Origin of the sequence: Celerinatantimonas sediminis (genome assembly GCF_046054195.1) — a bacterium.
Taxonomy (GTDB): domain Bacteria; phylum Pseudomonadota; class Gammaproteobacteria; order Enterobacterales; family Celerinatantimonadaceae; genus Celerinatantimonas.
In genome coordinates this window covers 435178-451455 of sequence record NZ_JBEQCS010000001.1, presented here as the reverse complement: position 1 = coordinate 451455, position 16278 = coordinate 435178, and the positions used below count along the sequence as shown (strand labels likewise).

At 42.8% G+C, this 16278-nt stretch carries 19 protein-coding genes; 13 read left to right on the top strand and 6 right to left on the bottom strand.

What is annotated here, in order from left to right:
- The first annotated feature begins 6 nt into the window (after nt 1-6).
- Entirely contained in the window at nt 7-1191 is a 1185-nt protein-coding gene (locus tag ABTQ23_RS02135; RefSeq protein ID WP_408613972.1) for a Gfo/Idh/MocA family protein, read from the top strand.
- A 226-nt stretch (nt 1192-1417) separates the two neighbouring features.
- Here ABTQ23_RS02135 and ABTQ23_RS02130 read toward each other — a convergent pair whose 3' ends face one another.
- A complete protein-coding gene (locus tag ABTQ23_RS02130) occupies nt 1418-2623 on the bottom strand; it encodes an MFS transporter (RefSeq protein ID WP_408613971.1) in 1206 nt (401 codons plus the stop codon).
- 113 nt (nt 2624-2736) lie between these two features.
- On the opposite strand from ABTQ23_RS02130, the gene soxR reads away from it, so the two are divergent.
- The 8 genes from soxR (at nt 2737) to ABTQ23_RS02090 (ending at nt 7732) form a co-directional block, all read left to right on the top strand.
- Nucleotides 2737-3204, top strand: coding sequence for a redox-sensitive transcriptional activator SoxR (gene soxR, locus ABTQ23_RS02125; RefSeq protein ID WP_408613969.1), 468 nt, complete (start codon nt 2737-2739; stop codon nt 3202-3204).
- Between the two features lie 101 nt (nt 3205-3305).
- Nucleotides 3306-3848: a DUF7716 domain-containing protein gene (locus ABTQ23_RS02120; RefSeq protein WP_408613968.1), complete on the top strand. Its 543-nt coding sequence runs from the start codon at nt 3306-3308 to the stop codon at nt 3846-3848.
- Between the two features lie 268 nt (nt 3849-4116).
- Nucleotides 4117-4419 (top strand): hypothetical protein, encoded by a 303-nt coding sequence (locus ABTQ23_RS02115; RefSeq protein WP_408613967.1) that lies wholly within the window; start codon nt 4117-4119, stop codon nt 4417-4419.
- A 203-nt stretch (nt 4420-4622) separates the two neighbouring features.
- Nucleotides 4623-5114, top strand: a complete 492-nt coding sequence (locus ABTQ23_RS02110) for a hypothetical protein (protein WP_408613966.1) — start codon at nt 4623-4625, stop codon at nt 5112-5114.
- A 124-nt stretch (nt 5115-5238) separates the two neighbouring features.
- Entirely contained in the window at nt 5239-5580 is a 342-nt protein-coding gene (locus ABTQ23_RS02105) for a hypothetical protein (protein WP_408613964.1), read from the top strand.
- A 54-nt stretch (nt 5581-5634) separates the two neighbouring features.
- Nucleotides 5635-6159: a GNAT family N-acetyltransferase gene (locus ABTQ23_RS02100; protein WP_408613963.1), complete on the top strand. Its 525-nt coding sequence runs from the start codon at nt 5635-5637 to the stop codon at nt 6157-6159.
- 174 nt (nt 6160-6333) lie between these two features.
- Complete coding sequence (locus ABTQ23_RS02095; protein ID WP_408613962.1) at nt 6334-6816, top strand: SMI1/KNR4 family protein; 483 nt, start codon at nt 6334-6336, stop codon at nt 6814-6816.
- A 496-nt stretch (nt 6817-7312) separates the two neighbouring features.
- Nucleotides 7313-7732 (top strand): hypothetical protein, encoded by a 420-nt coding sequence (locus ABTQ23_RS02090; protein WP_408613961.1) that lies wholly within the window; start codon nt 7313-7315, stop codon nt 7730-7732.
- Here the strand turns inward: ABTQ23_RS02090 and ABTQ23_RS02085 are convergent.
- The 3 genes from ABTQ23_RS02085 to ABTQ23_RS02075 form a co-directional block, all read right to left on the bottom strand.
- Nucleotides 7725-8138, bottom strand: coding sequence for a GNAT family N-acetyltransferase (locus ABTQ23_RS02085; RefSeq protein ID WP_408613960.1), 414 nt, complete (start codon nt 8136-8138; stop codon nt 7725-7727). The two genes, ABTQ23_RS02090 and ABTQ23_RS02085, sit on opposite strands and share 8 nt — an antisense overlap.
- Nucleotides 8139-8170: 32 nt before the next feature.
- On the bottom strand, nt 8171-9058 hold the full coding sequence (gene oxyR, locus ABTQ23_RS02080) for a DNA-binding transcriptional regulator OxyR (protein ID WP_408613959.1): 888 nt from the start codon (nt 9056-9058) through the stop codon (nt 8171-8173).
- A gap of 216 nt (nt 9059-9274) precedes the next feature.
- The gene (locus tag ABTQ23_RS02075; RefSeq protein WP_408613958.1) at nt 9275-9937 is read right to left on the bottom strand and encodes a TetR/AcrR family transcriptional regulator; all 663 of its coding nucleotides are present in this window, start codon (nt 9935-9937) and stop codon (nt 9275-9277) included.
- A 177-nt stretch (nt 9938-10114) separates the two neighbouring features.
- On the opposite strand from ABTQ23_RS02075, the gene hlyD reads away from it, so the two are divergent.
- The 4 genes from hlyD to ABTQ23_RS02055 are packed head-to-tail and all read left to right on the top strand — an operon-like array spanning nt 10115 to nt 15045.
- Complete coding sequence (gene hlyD, locus ABTQ23_RS02070; protein WP_408613957.1) at nt 10115-11092, top strand: secretion protein HlyD; 978 nt, start codon at nt 10115-10117, stop codon at nt 11090-11092.
- 7 nt (nt 11093-11099) lie between these two features.
- The gene (locus ABTQ23_RS02065; protein ID WP_408613956.1) at nt 11100-12821 is read left to right on the top strand and encodes an ATP-binding cassette domain-containing protein; all 1722 of its coding nucleotides are present in this window, start codon (nt 11100-11102) and stop codon (nt 12819-12821) included.
- A complete protein-coding gene (locus tag ABTQ23_RS02060) occupies nt 12821-13948 on the top strand; it encodes an ABC transporter permease (RefSeq protein WP_408613955.1) in 1128 nt (375 codons plus the stop codon). Before ABTQ23_RS02065 ends, ABTQ23_RS02060 begins: the two co-directional genes overlap by 1 nt.
- Nucleotides 13948-15045, top strand: a complete 1098-nt coding sequence (locus tag ABTQ23_RS02055; protein WP_408613954.1) for an ABC transporter permease — start codon at nt 13948-13950, stop codon at nt 15043-15045. Before ABTQ23_RS02060 ends, ABTQ23_RS02055 begins: the two co-directional genes overlap by 1 nt.
- On the opposite strand, the gene ABTQ23_RS02050 is transcribed toward ABTQ23_RS02055, so the two are convergent.
- Both ABTQ23_RS02050 and ABTQ23_RS02045 read right to left on the bottom strand, forming a co-directional pair.
- Nucleotides 15042-15263 carry a hypothetical protein gene (locus ABTQ23_RS02050; protein WP_408613953.1) on the bottom strand — a complete coding sequence of 74 codons (222 nt, stop codon included), beginning with the start codon at nt 15261-15263 and terminating at the stop codon, nt 15042-15044. The two genes, ABTQ23_RS02055 and ABTQ23_RS02050, sit on opposite strands and share 4 nt — an antisense overlap.
- Nucleotides 15264-15266: 3 nt before the next feature.
- Nucleotides 15267-16127, bottom strand: a complete 861-nt coding sequence (locus ABTQ23_RS02045; RefSeq protein WP_408613952.1) for a helix-turn-helix domain-containing protein — start codon at nt 16125-16127, stop codon at nt 15267-15269.
- Nucleotides 16128-16278: the final 151 nt, after the last annotated feature.

Below are 16278 nucleotides of genomic sequence, written 5' to 3'. Positions count from 1 at the left end.
CATAACATGCACATTAAACCACTCGGAATTGGTGTCGTCGGGACTGGCGATATCAGCAATGCCTATCTAGGCAATCTTTCGCGATACGACGATATTGTGCGCTTAGTTGCCGTAGCGGATATGAATACCGAACGAGCTAAACAAAAAGCTCGCCAGTATTCGATTGCAGCGACTTATTCATCCGTAGATGAGCTAGTCAAAGACCCATCGGTTGATATCGTTTTAAACCTCACCCCGCCAGCGGCGCATGCAACGGTAACGTTAACTGCGCTTAAAGCAGGCAAACATGTATATAGCGAAAAAACCATCGCCACTACCCTTGAAGATGGCCAAGAAATTCTCGACTTAGCCAAAGCGAATGGCTTAACTGTCGGCTGTGCTCCTGACACAATTTTGGGTGGCCGTTTACAAGAAGCCATTGAGCTAATCGATTCGGGCAAAATTGGTGAGATAACAGGCGGAGTTGCGAGCGCAGTTTTCCCCGGTTTGGAATGGTTTCATGCCAGCCCAGTGTTCTATTATGGTGAAGGCGTTGGCCCACTGCCTGATTTAGGCCCTTATTATTTAGCTGCACTTATCGCAACACTGGGCCCTGTTGCGCGGGTCACGGGCCTTGCTAAAAAAACTTACCAACAACGGCTAGTACACAGCGAGCCAATGAAAGGAACAGTTATCGATGTTGAAGCTCCAACCTATGTCACGGCGTTGCTAGAGTTTGAAAGCGGAAGCATTGTGACATTTCTGATTAGCTGGGACATCTGGGACTCGCAGTTACCTAGAATGGAATTTTATGGAACAAAAGGAACCATCTGTCTGCCTGATTTAGACCCATTAGAGGGGCCTAATATCTTTGGCGGTCCACTCTGGCTAAAGACTACCGAGTCATCACGCTTTGTCTATCTACCTCGACCAGAAGTTGATATGAATTGGGAATCAGTCGAGCTGCACCATCCATTTACAGAAACCAGCCACGCCCAAAATAGTCGTGGAATTGGCTTAATCGATATGGCCTATGCTCTGCAAGAAGGTCGAGCACCGCGCTTAAGTGCTGAAATGGGTTTTCATGTTCTTGAAGTGTGCACTGCAATTACCAAAGCGGCCCAAGAAAAATGTTTTGTGGAAGTTAAAAGCACATGTAACCGACCAGAGCAGATGCCCATCGACTTTCCAAAAGGCAAACCAAGAGCCTAAACATTTATCCTTTGGCCTCACTCCTAGCCAACCAGTTTGGGCAAATAAAGAAAAGCGATGGTTTTCCATTTGCTTTTCTTTTTGCGCTATAAGCTAAATTTAAGCTTCGCTTATCGCTCAACGCTTTTGCTAAATTAAACCCAAGCTTAAACAAGCGTTGCTATTCATCGGGTGGTTTTCAAATGCCGCGACCAAGCCCCGAAAATATATGCCGCCAATGTGGCAATTACGATGATGCACTAACCACAAGATTTGGCCGTTTATGAAGGCGCATCATCATCAATACTGACAACACCAGAACCCCCGCGGCAATAAAGAAACCAAAATGAGCAATGCCGAAGTGGCTTAATAAAGCGATAACGACATAACTGATACTTTGTGCAAACGTTGAGAACATTTTTAATCCGCCATCGGCCCGACCTCGTTGGTCAATATGAATACTGTGATGCATCAGGTTTACACGAGCAATACGATTTAACGCATTAAAAAAACCAAAACAAAACGTAAACATCATCAACAATGGCAATGACGTTGAAAGACTCATCCCCACTAACATCATAGCGGCGAAAGCCATAGCAGCAATCATAATCAGTGGATACGGCCCAATCGTTAATAACCGACTGATGAAGACTCCGGTGATTAACGACCCCAGCGCAAAGGCGATGTTATAAGCGGCAAACCAACCCCCAGAGATCCCGGTTTGAGAAAACCAAATGGGAACCAGCTGTTCGAGAAATGTCAGTATCGGATAGCATAAAGCCGATAACATCAAAAACAGATAAAAATGCGGCTGACGAGTAAATATTATCCGGCTTTGCGTCATGAGTTGGATAAATGAGAGTGAAAGAGAATGACGTAACTGGCGCCGATAGGGGGTGAAAAAATAGCAAATGACCGACATAGCTGAAGCCATTGCTGCAAAGATGGAAAACTCAAACATCCCCCAGCGCTGCAACAATGCTACTCCAAGGGCGCCGGCACCTAACGTAGTCGCTTGCATGGTCACCTCTTGTTTACCTGAAATAGAGGCATATTCATGCGGATAAAAATTCTCTTGGGTAAAAGCATGATTCGTTGCCCAAGCCACATTACCAGAAACCCAAAAGATTAATTGAGCCGCAGCCAACAACCAATTTGATGAAAATCCTAATCCATAAACACTGGCCACAACAGCGGCGGTTGCAGCTTGAGAGAGCTGAACAAGAATCAAAATGTTTTTACGCGAATATCGGTCAATCACAGTGGAAAGCACAGGTGTTAAAACAAAAGAAATCACCGTACACACCAACGCTACTAAAGAGACAAATACGCCCATATTCGGTGTTGATAACATCACCCAAGGTAGGGCCATCATAAAAAGTCCTGAGGATATACCATCAAAAAACCGGCCGACTAAATAGCTCCCAGCGGGTGTTTTTTCGTTAAGTTCCATTTTTTACTTCCTGTGCGATAACGTATCTCTCACCCTAAAACCTAAAGTTAACTTGAGGTAAAGTAATTTTTTAATTAATGTAACTAACACGCTGGTTCGAAGGGGGCCAAACAATGGAAATGAGCATCGGTGAAGTTGCACAAAGGGCTGGAGTAAAAGTATCAACATTGCACTTTTATGAGCAAAAAGGCCTTATTTATAGCTGGCGAAATCAAGGAAATCAGCGCCGCTATCATCGCAGCATACTGCGCCGGATTGCCGTAATAAAAGCGGCACAAACAGTTGGACTGAGCTTAGAAGATATTGCCAACTCATTGTCGGTATTACCCAAGCACCAAGCCCCCAACAAAGAGCAATGGATGCAAATGGCATCGACATGGCAAGCTATGCTTGAGCATCGAATGGCACAATTAAAAGCATTACAAAATAACTTAGGAAGTTGCATCGGCTGCGGATGCCTGTCTTTAGAATCCTGCGCGCTGTATAACCCGCAAGATATTCGTGCAAAAACTAGCGCGAATAAAACACTTCTGACTCATCCTGAAGATTGGAACAAAAGCCAAAACCATCCAACTAAATGACAATCATAAAATTTGAACAGTTAAAGAAAATTATCAACGGTTGGGAAAAGATAGATATCATGCACGCATGATATACAGTTGTTTATGGGGCTGCATAGGTAATGCGTAAAATTTTAGGGACTAAGGATTGTATGGAGAGTTTAATTAGCATTTTAAAAAGGGCAAATAGCCAATTAGAAGATGGTTGGTTGTATCTGCCTGAAGGTGAAAAATGGAGTTTTGAAACTCGTGCAATGATAATAGATGATGACTCATTAGATATCACCGAAGTTGATGAAGATGATGAGCCGATAATTGCAAAAGAAAATGGACTAATCTCTACGCTCGACACGAGGACAATAGAAAGTATCTATTCATTTGCTCAACATTTAGATGGCGAGCTGAGTGATGCTCTACTTTTTGAATCATTTTTATATTATTTCGAGAATGATTCATTCTTGCCGTATTCGGGGTTTAAAGCATTATCAGATGATGAAGCCCAAAACAAAATCGATAGGGATTTTTATGAAAATCTCGGCGATGAGAGAAAAGAAGTTCAATGTAAGACGAGCCACTGTAATAGAGGTGCTATCTCTGGCAGTGCATATTGTAAAATTCATCATTTCGAAATGGTGAAAAAAAAGAGCTGTCCCTTCAATGATTGAGGTTGCCGCTAACCAGAAATCGCAATAGATGTAAATAGCATCTGGTATTCTTTTAGGTCACTTATTTGTGATGATATTGCTAAAGCAATGAAAACATCTTGGAAAACTGATATAGAAAATATCAGGCAAGTTATAGCAGAATATCTGTGGCTTTTGTATTTAAGTCAATATACTCATAACAAAGCCCTTAAAGCGAGCCACAAAAGCATGACGAGCTTTAGTTCAAATCGACTCGAGCGTATACAGCAACTTAACTAGCGAATTGCATATGGATTTAAATGAAGAAATTGACGCTCTAAACCAATTGTTCGAAATGTACAAGGTCAACCATTGCGTACCGAGAGTTTACAACAGCCAAGATGCAGCCCGCGTTCGAGAAATGTATAAAAGTACAATGGGGCATGGCTTTTACGACTTGAAGATTTGCCAATCAAATGGCCATACGATTGACGTTAATAGCGAGAGCGAAGTTAATACAAAGCTCCATGCTTTACTTGACTCAATAAAAATAAAAATCGACAGATATCCGCAATATAAGGTTTACAAAAAACCTGGGAAAAAACGAAAATAACGATAAAAGTTGTCTACAAGCAATATAAAAATATCTCAGTAGATTAGGAAATTCCGCGAGATAAAAGTACACAAACAATTTAACTAAAGCGCAATACATGGCGACTTTAGTTTGCGATGAAGTAATACCCTGATTGCAAGTAATCACTTTTGTACAGCGTTGCTCACAACTAAAATGGGAATAATGCCAGCTAGAGAATCGTTATGGGAATAGATGTACGTTACTTCGTAGAATATAGGCGCTCAGCAGATGAAAACTGGATAGGATTTGGGGAATTTCACCCAGAGCGCAACACTGAGCTTATCGACGATTTGCGGATGCTTGGTGAGTTACGCGGTGTGCCAAAGAAATATAGTGTTTCATTCTTTGAAAGAGCATTCGTCTATATTGCTGAAGAAGAAGAAATTGCGAAGTGTATTGGCGATAAATATTGTACTAAACAGTTGGCTAATAACTGGGTAAAACAATATGGTTCTAAAATATACCATAGCAGTCGAACAGATGCTGATTGGATACTTGATCCAGAGTTCGAATCAACAAGTTGGCTACTATTTTCAGAGTTTAAGGCAATCATCGAAAATCATTTAACTAAGAACAAACTTAGCGTTGATTACGAGGCTATATGCAGCGCAATGGAAGTCATCGAAAATTGCTGCGATAAAAATTCTACTAGATTAATATTTTGGTACTGTTAAAAACACGAAGAAATCATGAATAAACCGTTTCAGCGAATGGGCTCGAAAGATAGACCAAGCAAATGCAATATAGAGTTATCGTAAAATTTTTCTCACATCAACTCATCCGCAAACGAGAGGCATTATGCCAAAAAGGAAACCACTAAAAGGGCACATTGTTCAGTCAGATGACTCTCATATTCGTTATGAGATATCAAATGAAACAATGAGCTTTTTTACCGTCCTACAAGAAATAATGTGTCGTGAGTTTGGTGCTCTTATAACGGAAGAACCTTCATACTTTATCAGTGAAGTCATAGGTGAATTTAAACTGAAAAGTACAAAATTTTACTGGGGATGGGATGACAATTCAGGTGTTTATATTCTATCTCTTTGTAAAAATGGAGACTCGTTAATTAAAGAACTAGCTATCAAGTTAAATGAATATCTAAGACCCATAAATTATGGTGAGTATATAAATGGCTAACAAAGCACAACGATAACTTACGTTGACTAGCAAAGTGATGAGGCATAAATAAATTTGGAAACAAAATTCAATATAAGAGAAGCGACATTAAATGATGTTTCAACTATATCAATTTTAGGCCGTAACACATATAAAGAACACTTTGCCGATATTTGGCATGACATTGATAGTTTTTTAAATACTGATTTTACAGATAGTGCAATTGCATCATGTATCAATTCGCCAGCAAATCATCGTTATCTTTTAGCATTTAGAGACAATACGTTGGTTGGTTTTGCCAAATTAAATATAGACTCAGAACTAAATGGCATGGGCAAAGCATGTATTGAATTGCAAAAAATCTATCTAAAAAAGAACTGTATTGGCAATCATCTTGGTTCGGCACTCATGGACTATGTCATGAAACTTGCATCTGAGCTTGCTAGCAAATACGTGTGGCTAGATGTGTTAAAAAACAACGTTCAAGCCCAACGATTCTATCAGCGATATCAATTTGAAATAGTTGATGAAATACCTTATAAAACCGACCGGTATGAGATAGGAATGTTTGTTATGCTAAAGCGATTAAAAAATAGCTAATACATTGAGCAATTGACCATTATTTATCACCTAAACGTTGAATTAAGCATTCATGGGATAGTGAAATGCTCGAAGAAATAAGAAGATATATAAAGAAGTATACCGATAACTACTATTGCATGAGCGTTAGTGGAGCGGTTCCGATTGAGATGAGAGACGGGCCAGTAAATGAAGATGGCTGGGTTCTTTGGGAAACCAATCAAAAGTAATGTCTCAGATGAAGAGTTGACGGAAATCGAAGAGCAATATGGGTTTAAATTTCCACCATATTTTGCACTTTACTTTAAAGCTTACTATCAATTACTCGATCAAGTCTTTAGCAACAAGTACGATGGTCAGCTAGTCATGATGCCTTGTTGCCCATCAGATCGACCTCTTGCTCAATTAAAAGATTTAATTGAAGCATGGAACCCATTAGTAAAATCAGGCTATATTCCGTTTGCGCAATGGGGAGATGGGTGGGGGCCCATCTGTTTAGACATGCAAAATCCGACTAGTGAAGGCAATGATTTTGCGGTTATTTGGTTTGATCACGAGCAAATCATCCCATTAGCAGAAGAAGGCTGTAAGCAAAGAGAGAATATCGTTCGTTTCTCACAACCTTTATATCGCTCATTTAAAGAGTTCTTTTACGATATATACGTGCAAGATGATTAACATATAATCAATTAAGAGCAATTCACAATGCATGGCATTTTAGTTTGCCATGAAGATAGTGATTAAGGCATCGAAGATAAGCAATGTCTATCGATGCTCATACTTTAATGCAATGTCATATATCTTAAAAAGAGCTAATTCACCTAATATTATGAATCGATTAGAAGAAATAAAAGCCAAACAATGCAAGTTAAACACCGAAGAGTTTTTGCCAAAGTTTGCATATCGCAGAAACTCTGTAGTTTATCCATTGGTTTGTCACGTTAATAATATGATGGGTTGCCTAAATGCCCAACATCTAAAGGCGGTTCCAATTTTTATTGAGCGGATAAAACAATTCATGGATGAATACCCGAACTTATCGGGCGCTGAAAGTTACTATACGTTAGTTGCTATGTATCTAATTGATGTTGAAAACTATTTAATTGAAAAGAACAGATTATAAAGTCAGTACATAAAAAATACCTTGGGCAAACCAAACATTTGGTTTTCGCGCTTGCAAGAAGAACCTATCTCTTTCACCCCCACTTTCCCAGAGGCTGTCGCCCGTTTTAGCTCATTCTTTTCTAAAAGAGACGCTCATGTCATTATATGTTTTTCTATTTTCATTAAGTTAATGATGGATAAGCAAGAAATTATAAATATCGGAGAAGTTCTTGCTAAAGAACTCGCGAAGGCATCAAGTAAATATAGTATCAAATCAGATCATTATGATATTTTAGGCTACGAATCAGCCGAAATTGAAAAAATAGCAAAAAGCATTAAAAATGGTAGTGCTGATACATCGATGTTAAGCCAGTCAACGCTGCTATCCGATTGGGGGGCAATATTAGAACATGATATCCCCGAGCTGATTTTAAAAGTGAAGCAATATAGAAAACTTTGTGAGGATTTTTTAAATTCAAACATCACTTAATAAATTTGCACATGCCAAAGCCTAGCGGTTTTCCGTCTCGCTTATTGTAGCCAAATTGGTGATAGAAATTCTCTTTACCAAAAGCTGCTAATAACGCCACTGTCGCACCACTTTTAGCGGCATCTTTAATAAATGCCTCGAGCGCGCCTATGATAATTTTACCCACACCTTGGTTTTGACAGTTTGGCGCAACCACAATATCTTGCAGATAAAAATACATCGCCCCATCACCGACAATTCGGCCAAAACCAACTAATGTCTTATCGGCATAAACACAAACTTGAAAAACTGAATGTTCTAGGCTCTTTTGCACAATCTCTGGCGCTGGGTTCACCCAGCCGACATCACTGCGAAGCTGCATAAATTCATGAACATCCGGTGAATCTTGGATTAGCTTAAATTTCACAGCTTAGCCCTCATTCAAAATCTAACGCCGGATCAAAAATGAATCTGATTTTGCACCAATTTAGCCAACTCGTTAAAACACGGACGACGCACCGAGTGCATACGATAAACTAAGCTGATAATTCGGCCAGGCTGCGGGTCATTAAAGCGTTTATAGACAAGTTCAGTATCTTCATCAGCTTTAGGAACGGCAAGCTCTGGCAATAAAGTGATGCCGCAATCAGCAGCGACCATATGACGCAGTGTTTCTAAGCTGGTTGCTTTAAAACTGGTATCTTCTTTCGCCCCTGCAGTAAAGCAATACCCCAGCGCTTGGTCGCGCAAACAGTGCCCATCTTCTAGCATTAATACGCGATGACCTTTCAGATCTTCTAATACGATGCGCTCACGCTCACGCCAAGGATGATCTTTGGGCAGAGCCAATAAAAATGGTTCACGATAAAGATCGATATGGCCAAATCGTTCCATATCGGGCAGCAGTGCGAGGATCAGACAATCTAACTCGCCCTCTTCAAGCCCTTTAATCAGATCTTTGGTCTGTTCTTCATAAAGAAACAGTTCCAGATTGGGAAAGCGCTCGCGCACCTGCGGCACAATTTTAGGCAGGACATAAGGCGCAACTGTTGGGATTAAACCAATGTGCAACGGTCCTGAAAGCGGAGCCTGATAGTTCTTTGCGATATCTTTAAGCCCTTTGACTTCCATTAAAATCAGCCGGGCTTTAGCAGCAATATCTTCGCCTGCGTGGGTAAAAATTACTTTGCGTGAGGTCCGCTCGATAAGCAACAACCCCAACTCTTCTTCAAGTTTTGAGATCTGCCCACTTAAGGTTGGTTGGCTGACAAAACACTTTTCAGCAGCTTTACGAAAGTGCTTCACCTCTTGAAGTGCAACCAAATACTCTAAATCTCGCAAGTTCATATCATTTCCCGTTGGCACGATAGCGTGGATCACAAAGATGAGTCATCAGCAGATCTCTGCGCAGCAATATCTAAAGATAGGCCGCTTAATATCGTTTGATAATGTCATTGTGCACAGATTGATAGTTTCAAACAATCAAAAATACTATACCAATAAAAATCTAAGGAAAAGACTTCGATGATAAGAATAATTCAATTCTCGCTTAAATAATAAGTTTTAAGCAGTTGCGCCCCACCCGCCACTGTTACTATCGGCCAAAGCTTTAAGTCCAGCTAATAAAAATCGTTGTAGATAATCCACCAGCTGCTCTGAGGGATAGTTAAAAATATCGGACAGCGGCATCTGCTGCTCACGATTAGCGATAAGCATCATCAAACAGGGCGAAATCACATTAAAAACAGATGGAAGCAGCCTTGGATCATCGGCGCTTAGTCCTGTGAGCTGCGAAATGAGCGCACTTAAGCGAGTAAATTTTGGCAAGATCTGTTCATTCATCACGTTGGGCAAAAATTCAGAAGGCGCGGCAATCTCGCGCGCCCAAATCCGTAACTGCCAGTTTTTTGCCCCCACAATGGCCGGAATAAGTTCGCTAATAAAGGTGCGAAATTTCTGCTCAGGAGCAAGCTTGCTGTCAATTAACGCCTCTAAGTGCTCAAGCCCCATTAACGACTCGTGTACCTGTTTTAGAATCACTTCATAGAGCCCCTGACGCGAGCCAAAATGGTAATTAACTGAAGCCAGATTCACACCACAGCTCTGACAAATCGCCTTGCTGGTTGTTCCTTGATAACCATACTGAGCGAATAGTTCGCCGGCGGCTTCAATAATCTGATCGCGAGTTTTGTCCCCATCGGGGCGCCTTCTTCGTTGCAACGCCATGACCATTTTCCTCATGTTAACTCTGCACTAAATCCATTCTGTGCCTGGTAGCAACTGATGCACTGGCTTAAATCAGAGTCATCAACATATAATTGTTTACTAATTTATCAAAAATAACTTTAAATTTAAATTTGAATTTAATATAGTGAAAACAGTCCTTGTTCATGGGAGTCGGTTATGCGTAAAGGCATATTGATTGCAATTATATTGCTCATCATCATTGGTGGTGGCGGCTACTATTACTACCAGCAAGAACAGAGCAAACAGCAACCTGTGACGCTCTATGGCAATGTCGATATTCGCACCACTGCATTAAGTTTTCGCGTTGGCGGCAGACTTAAATCCCTGAATGTCGATGAGGGGGACAAAGTGCAACAAGGCCAAGTCATTGGCGAAATAGACCCGCAGCCCTATCAAATCGCCTTAGCGCAGGCAAAAGCGCAATCTGATGCCGCAAAAGCAAATTTAGATCTGCTCAAAGCCGGTTATCGCAGCGAAGAAATTGCCCGTGCTCGTGAACAGGTCAAACAACTAAGTTCGGCCTATCAATATGCGCAGCGCTCCTATGAACGCTACCGCGCTCTGCGGCGAAAAAAAGCCATTGCGCAAGAACAACTGGATGCAGCTAAAGATAAACGCGATCAGGCACAAGCTGACTTGTTAGCGGCCCAACAACAGCTCTCGCAGTATCAACAAGGCAACCGTCCACAACAGATTGAACAAGCCAAGGCTCAGTTTGAACAAACCCAAGCCAGCGTTGCCAAAGCACAGCTAGATTTAAGTGATACCCAACTTAAAGCGCCCGCAGATGGAACCATTTTAGTCAGGGCTCACCAACCAGGCGCAATGTTAAACGCAGGCACAACGGTGTTTACGCTGGCGCTTAGCCATCCATTGTGGATTAAAGCGTATATTGATGAACCCCATCTGGCGATGGCGCAAAACGGCCGCCAAGTCACAATCACCACAGATAGCACCAAGCAAGCATTTCATGGCCATATTGGCTTTGTTTCTCCAACGGCTGAATTCACACCGAAAACGGTTCAGACCGAGCAGCTTCGCACCTCGCTGGTTTATCGCTTACGCATCATTGTGGACGACCCAACGCCACAATTACGCCAAGGAATGCCAGTGACTGTACACTTTGAAAAATAGGCGAACTATGGCTGCGACTGAGGTGGTGCTTAAAAACGTCGTCAAACGCTTTGAGCAGATGACAAAACCTGCTTTAGCCGCGCTTAATCTCACCATTGAGTCAGGTTATGTTACAGGTCTTATCGGACCTGATGGCGCAGGCAAAACGACACTGTTGCGGATGATAGCAGGGCTTATGCTCCCCAGTGAAGGAGAGCTTCAAGTCGCAGGCTTAAGCCCTTTAAAACAATCAGCGGCTTTGCATCAACAACTGGGCTATATGCCGCAAAAATTTGGCCTGTATACCGACTTAAGTGTTCAAGAGAATTTAGATTTATACGCTGATCTTCGCGGAGTGGATCTTAAAACTTGGCCGAGCACTCGCCAAAAATTGCTCGACTTTACCGATTTGGCGCGCTTTAGCTCGCGTGCTGCAGGCAATTTATCTGGCGGAATGAAGCAAAAACTAGGGCTGGCTTGCACTCTGGTTGGCCAGCCCAAAGTTCTACTATTAGACGAGCCCGGCGTGGGTGTTGACCCCATCTCTCGGCGCGAGCTTTGGAAAATGGTGCACGATCTCGCTGACGATGGCATGTTGATCATCTGGAGCACATCGTATCTTGATGAAGCAGAGCAGTGTCAACGAGTGTTATTGATGAATGAAGGCGAGCTTATCTATGAAGGTGCACCGCAAAAACTAACCGCCACCATGCAAGGGCGCAGCTTTTTAATCGATGGTGGGGCGCATCCTCGCCAAAGATTAACCAAAGTTTTAGCGCTTAATGATGTCCGCGATGCCGTGCTGCAAGGCAAACAGATCCGCACCATTACCAACGCACCGGATGTTCGAACGCTACTCACCGAGCACTTAAATCTTAGCCAACAAGCGATTAACCCCACCAGCGCCCGCTTTGAAGATGCCTTTATTGACAAATTAGGCGGTCAAGAAAATCGCCATTCAGCGCTGGCTGACATTCTACCGCAAATAGAAAACGACCATAGCAATGCTATTGAAGCGGTCAATTTAACGCGTCGATTTGGCGATTTTATCGCCACCGACCACGTCAATTTTGCCGTAAAACGCGGCGAAATATTTGGTCTGCTCGGACCTAATGGCGCAGGTAAATCGACAACCTTTCGCATGATGTGTGGTTTATTACCGGTCTCATCTGGGCAAGCGAAAGTTCTGGGAATGGATCTTAAACGCAGCCCAGGCAAAGTGCGCCAACGCTTAGGCTACATGGCCCAAAAATTTTCGCTCTACTCTAATTTAACGGTCTTACAAAATTTACAGTTTTTCTCGGGCGCATATGGACTGCATGGCAAATTACAGCGCCAAAGAATGGATGAAATGATTGACACCTTCCAGTTTCAATCGATTTTAAAACAAACGCCGGAATCACTGCCGCTTGGTTTTAAACAGCGGCTGGCATTGTCTTGTGCGCTGATGCACCAGCCGGATATTCTATTTTTAGATGAACCGACCTCGGGCGTTGATCCCCTCACCCGCCGTGAATTCTGGCTACATATCAACGGCATGGTTGAAAAAGGCGTAACGGTGATGGTCACCACTCACTTTATGGATGAAGCCGAGTATTGCGATCGCATTGGCTTAGTTTATCAAGGCCGTCTCATTGCCGTCGATCACCCCGACCAACTCAAAGCCCAAGTTATGCAAGCCGATGAGAGTGATTTAACCATGGAAGAGGCTTTTATCCGCTTGATTGAAGCGCAAACGGAGGACGCTTAATGCAAATATCGATGCGTCGTCTCAAAGCCATGTGCCGCAAAGAGAGTTACCAAATTATTCGAGATCCGAGTAACGCTCTGATAGCCATCGTCATTCCGATTTTGCTGCTCTTTATTTTTGGCTACGGCATTAATCTTGATACCGGACGATTGCATATCGGGGTGGTCAGCCAGTCGCAGGGCCAAGCCAGTCAAAACCTGTTAACCACCTTTCATAACTCCCCTTATATTCAGCTGAGCATTAGCGAACATCGCGCGCCACTGAAAGCAATGATGCAAAAAGGGAGTCTGCGCGGCATTGTCGTCATCGGTCCCGACTTTGATCGAAAAGTCATTGCCGGGCAAACGCCATCGCTACAAATTATTACCGATGGGAGCGACCCAAACACGGCCCGATTTGTCCAAAGTTATGTGCAAAGTATCTGGCAAATTTGGCAAAGCCAGCAAGAGAGTGCCAAAGGCCAAAGTGTTAACGCTCTTATTTCTGCAAGCGAGCGAGTCTGGTTTAACCCAGCTGCCATTAGCCGTCATTTTATTATTCCCGGAGCCATCAGTATTATTATGACGGTCATTGGGACGATTCTTACCTCGTTGGTTATCGCACGGGAATGGGAAAGTGGCACCATGGAGGCGTTGTTGGCCACGCGCTTAACCAGAGCCGAGCTACTGCTGAGTAAATTGCTGCCCTATTATGTTCTAGGGCTTATCGCGATGGGGTTGTGTGTGGTTGTGGCGGTAGGTTTTATGGATGTGCCATTTCGCGGCTCATTATGGTTGCTTACGCTTACAACTCTCTTATTTTTAACCAGCAGCATGGGTATTGGGTTGCTGATTTCAACGCTGACAAAAAATCAGTTTAACGCCGCGATGATCGCATTGAATGCCGCTTTTTTGCCCGCCATTATGCTCTCAGGATTTGTTTTTGAAATCGACAGCATGCCAGCGGTCATTCAACTTGCCAGTTACATTGTTCCGGCACGTTATTTTGTCAGCATTTTAAAAACGATCTTCTTAGCTGGAAACCTTGGAACCCTCATCTGGATAAACAGCCTTTATCTGATTGGCGCATCGGTCATCTTCATCGGCCTGACATACTGGAAAACCGCAGCGCGACTGGAGGATAGATAATGTTTTATCGGCTACTCACGCTCATTATCAAAGAACTGCAGTCACTATTACGTGAGCGCCAGACCCGCAATATTTTAATTTTGCCAGTGGTTTTACAGGTCTTGGTCTTCCCATTTGCAGCGACCTTAGATGTGACTCACGTTAACATGGCCGTTTTCAATCAAGACAGTGGCCATAGTTCAACGCAGCTGATTGAGCGGCTGCGCCACGCCAGCTCATTTGCTCAAGTCAAGATGGTTCACTCACAGACGCAACTTAGGCAATTGTTAGATAATCAAAAAGTACTGCTAGCGGTGCGCATTCCTGATGATTTTTCACACAAAGTCGCAGCAGGACAGAGCGTCGATGTGCAAATCTTACTCGATGGGCGCAATTCCAACAGTGCCCAGATTGCGGGCAGTTATGTTGAGCAAGTCGTAGCGCGCTTTAATCAAGAAAAAACCGGCCAAGATGAGCTCTCATCACTCGTTTATCGCAACTGGTACAACCCTAACCTTTATTACAAATGGTTTATTGTGCCATCGCTAATTGCCTTGATTACCACCATTGGTGTAATGATTGTCACTTCTTTGTCGGTGGCTCGTGAGCGAGAACAAGGCACCTTAGAGCAGCTATTGGTCTCACCGCTGAGCACCGCTGAAATTTTTTTAGGCAAAGCGATTCCGGCAATTATCGTGGCAATATTACAAGCCACAATCGTATTTTTAAGCTCTGTATTTGGCTACCAGATCCCGTTTCACGGCTCATTGGTGCTTTTTTATGGGGCTATGATTTTGTATGGCTTATCACTCATTGGGGTTGGGCTATTTATCTCAGCATTTTGTCGCACACAGCAACAGGCATTTATCGGCGTCTTCGTGTTTTTAATGCCAGCTATTTTACTCTCAGGCTATGTCGCGCCAGTTGAGAATATGCCGCAGTGGCTGCAAACCATTGTCTGGGTTAACCCGGTATTACATTTCACCGATATTACCAAGATGGTCTATCTCAAAGGGGCATCGCTCAGTGTTATCGCACCGCACCTTTGGGCAATGCTGATTATCTGTCTGGTCACAACCAGTATTGCCTATATTATTTTCAAACGAAAAGTCAGTTAACGCTCAGATTGATTGGTTTTGCCACGAACGCGCCGACGCTGCTGGACTATCAGTTGAATCACACTGATAAGCGCGATACAGGAGAAAAACAATGCAAGCCCGAGCTGAGTTTGTCTATCGCTTGGAAAGACCAAGCTTAATAGCGTAAAAATGAGGCTTAAAATTAACCGCGCCCAGTCTTTGCTCGCTTGAGAGAATTTTAAAAACTTAAACGCCATCACTTACTCCTCAATATGGCTATGAAATAGCGTCGTTAAACGCTGCATATCGTCGCTCGTTTGTGGATAAAACACATTAAACCGAGCGCTTGCCAGCTCACTATGATTCCACCAAACTTGTTTAGTCAAAGCCATTAACCCTAAATGTGCATGGCGACGCTGATAATCCAAGTGATCAAATGATTGTACTTTCTGCGTATCCCAAGCTTTAGCAAAGATAGCCGAGCACTGCTTAAACGTTTCGATGCGCTTATTAAAAATAGGATCGTTGCGTCGGTTCATCCAACGACTACGCATTAACCCAGCCATTCGCTCAAGGTGTTCTACTAAAGCGGGCTCATCATCTGCGGGTAAAAACTGCTGCCATTTGGCATTGGTGATGGCTAAATAAATATAGTTGCGCTCATCGAGCGCCAACTCATTAAGATTGATGCCACAAAACAAGGTAAACGCTTGATTCACGCCAAGGATATCAAAATAGTCATTCATCATTAACGCGGGCAATGGATTAACTTGCTCAAGCAACAATTGGCTTTGCTCTGAGAGAATTCGACAAGGCTCAAGCGCAATGGACTCGGAGTCCTCGCTTAGTGAGAGCAGGTATTCAAACTCTTGAAGATTAAGCTTTAGCACGTCCGCTAGTGTTTTTAGCACACTTTTAGAAACGCCTTTGGCTTTGCCCCTTTCTATCTTGCTATACCAAACCGTACTAATTTGTGCCAAAGCGGCAACATCTTCGCGTCTTAATCCTGGTGTGCGACTGCGCGATGAGCGAACAATTCCAACTAATTCAGGATCTATCATCTCTCGCTTTTGGCGCAAAAAAGAGCCGATTAACTGCCAATTATCACTGTTGGTCATCATCAGAAAAAGATTTTTCCTTATTGAGTTAATATCTTAATAGACGATGTTTTAGCCTCGAAAAGCTTAGCATCGTACTATTTATACGTGTTTAATTGATTTCTTGTACACCTTTAAAATCTCGTCATAATAACACGCTCTTGATCATCAGCTG

Coding starts and splice junctions, on each gene's coding strand:
- ABTQ23_RS02120 (WP_408613968.1), top strand. CDS start 3,306: ATGCGTAAAATTTTAGGGACTAAGGATTGTATGGAGAGTTTAATTAGC.
- ABTQ23_RS02050 (WP_408613953.1), bottom strand. CDS start 15,263: ATGGCGTTTAAGTTTTTAAAATTCTCTCAAGCGAGCAAAGACTGGGCG.
- ABTQ23_RS02055 (WP_408613954.1), top strand. CDS start 13,948: ATGTTTTATCGGCTACTCACGCTCATTATCAAAGAACTGCAGTCACTA.
- ABTQ23_RS02075 (WP_408613958.1), bottom strand. CDS start 9,937: ATGGCGTTGCAACGAAGAAGGCGCCCCGATGGGGACAAAACTCGCGAT.
- oxyR (WP_408613959.1), bottom strand. CDS start 9,058: ATGAACTTGCGAGATTTAGAGTATTTGGTTGCACTTCAAGAGGTGAAG.
- ABTQ23_RS02130 (WP_408613971.1), bottom strand. CDS start 2,623: ATGGAACTTAACGAAAAAACACCCGCTGGGAGCTATTTAGTCGGCCGG.
- ABTQ23_RS02105 (WP_408613964.1), top strand. CDS start 5,239: ATGCCAAAAAGGAAACCACTAAAAGGGCACATTGTTCAGTCAGATGAC.
- ABTQ23_RS02060 (WP_408613955.1), top strand. CDS start 12,821: ATGCAAATATCGATGCGTCGTCTCAAAGCCATGTGCCGCAAAGAGAGT.
- ABTQ23_RS02095 (WP_408613962.1), top strand. CDS start 6,334: ATGGCTGGGTTCTTTGGGAAACCAATCAAAAGTAATGTCTCAGATGAA.
- ABTQ23_RS02135 (WP_408613972.1), top strand. CDS start 7: ATGCACATTAAACCACTCGGAATTGGTGTCGTCGGGACTGGCGATATC.
- ABTQ23_RS02110 (WP_408613966.1), top strand. CDS start 4,623: ATGGGAATAGATGTACGTTACTTCGTAGAATATAGGCGCTCAGCAGAT.
- ABTQ23_RS02065 (WP_408613956.1), top strand. CDS start 11,100: ATGGCTGCGACTGAGGTGGTGCTTAAAAACGTCGTCAAACGCTTTGAG.
- ABTQ23_RS02115 (WP_408613967.1), top strand. CDS start 4,117: ATGGATTTAAATGAAGAAATTGACGCTCTAAACCAATTGTTCGAAATG.
- ABTQ23_RS02045 (WP_408613952.1), bottom strand. CDS start 16,127: ATGATGACCAACAGTGATAATTGGCAGTTAATCGGCTCTTTTTTGCGC.
- hlyD (WP_408613957.1), top strand. CDS start 10,115: ATGCGTAAAGGCATATTGATTGCAATTATATTGCTCATCATCATTGGT.
- soxR (WP_408613969.1), top strand. CDS start 2,737: ATGGAAATGAGCATCGGTGAAGTTGCACAAAGGGCTGGAGTAAAAGTA.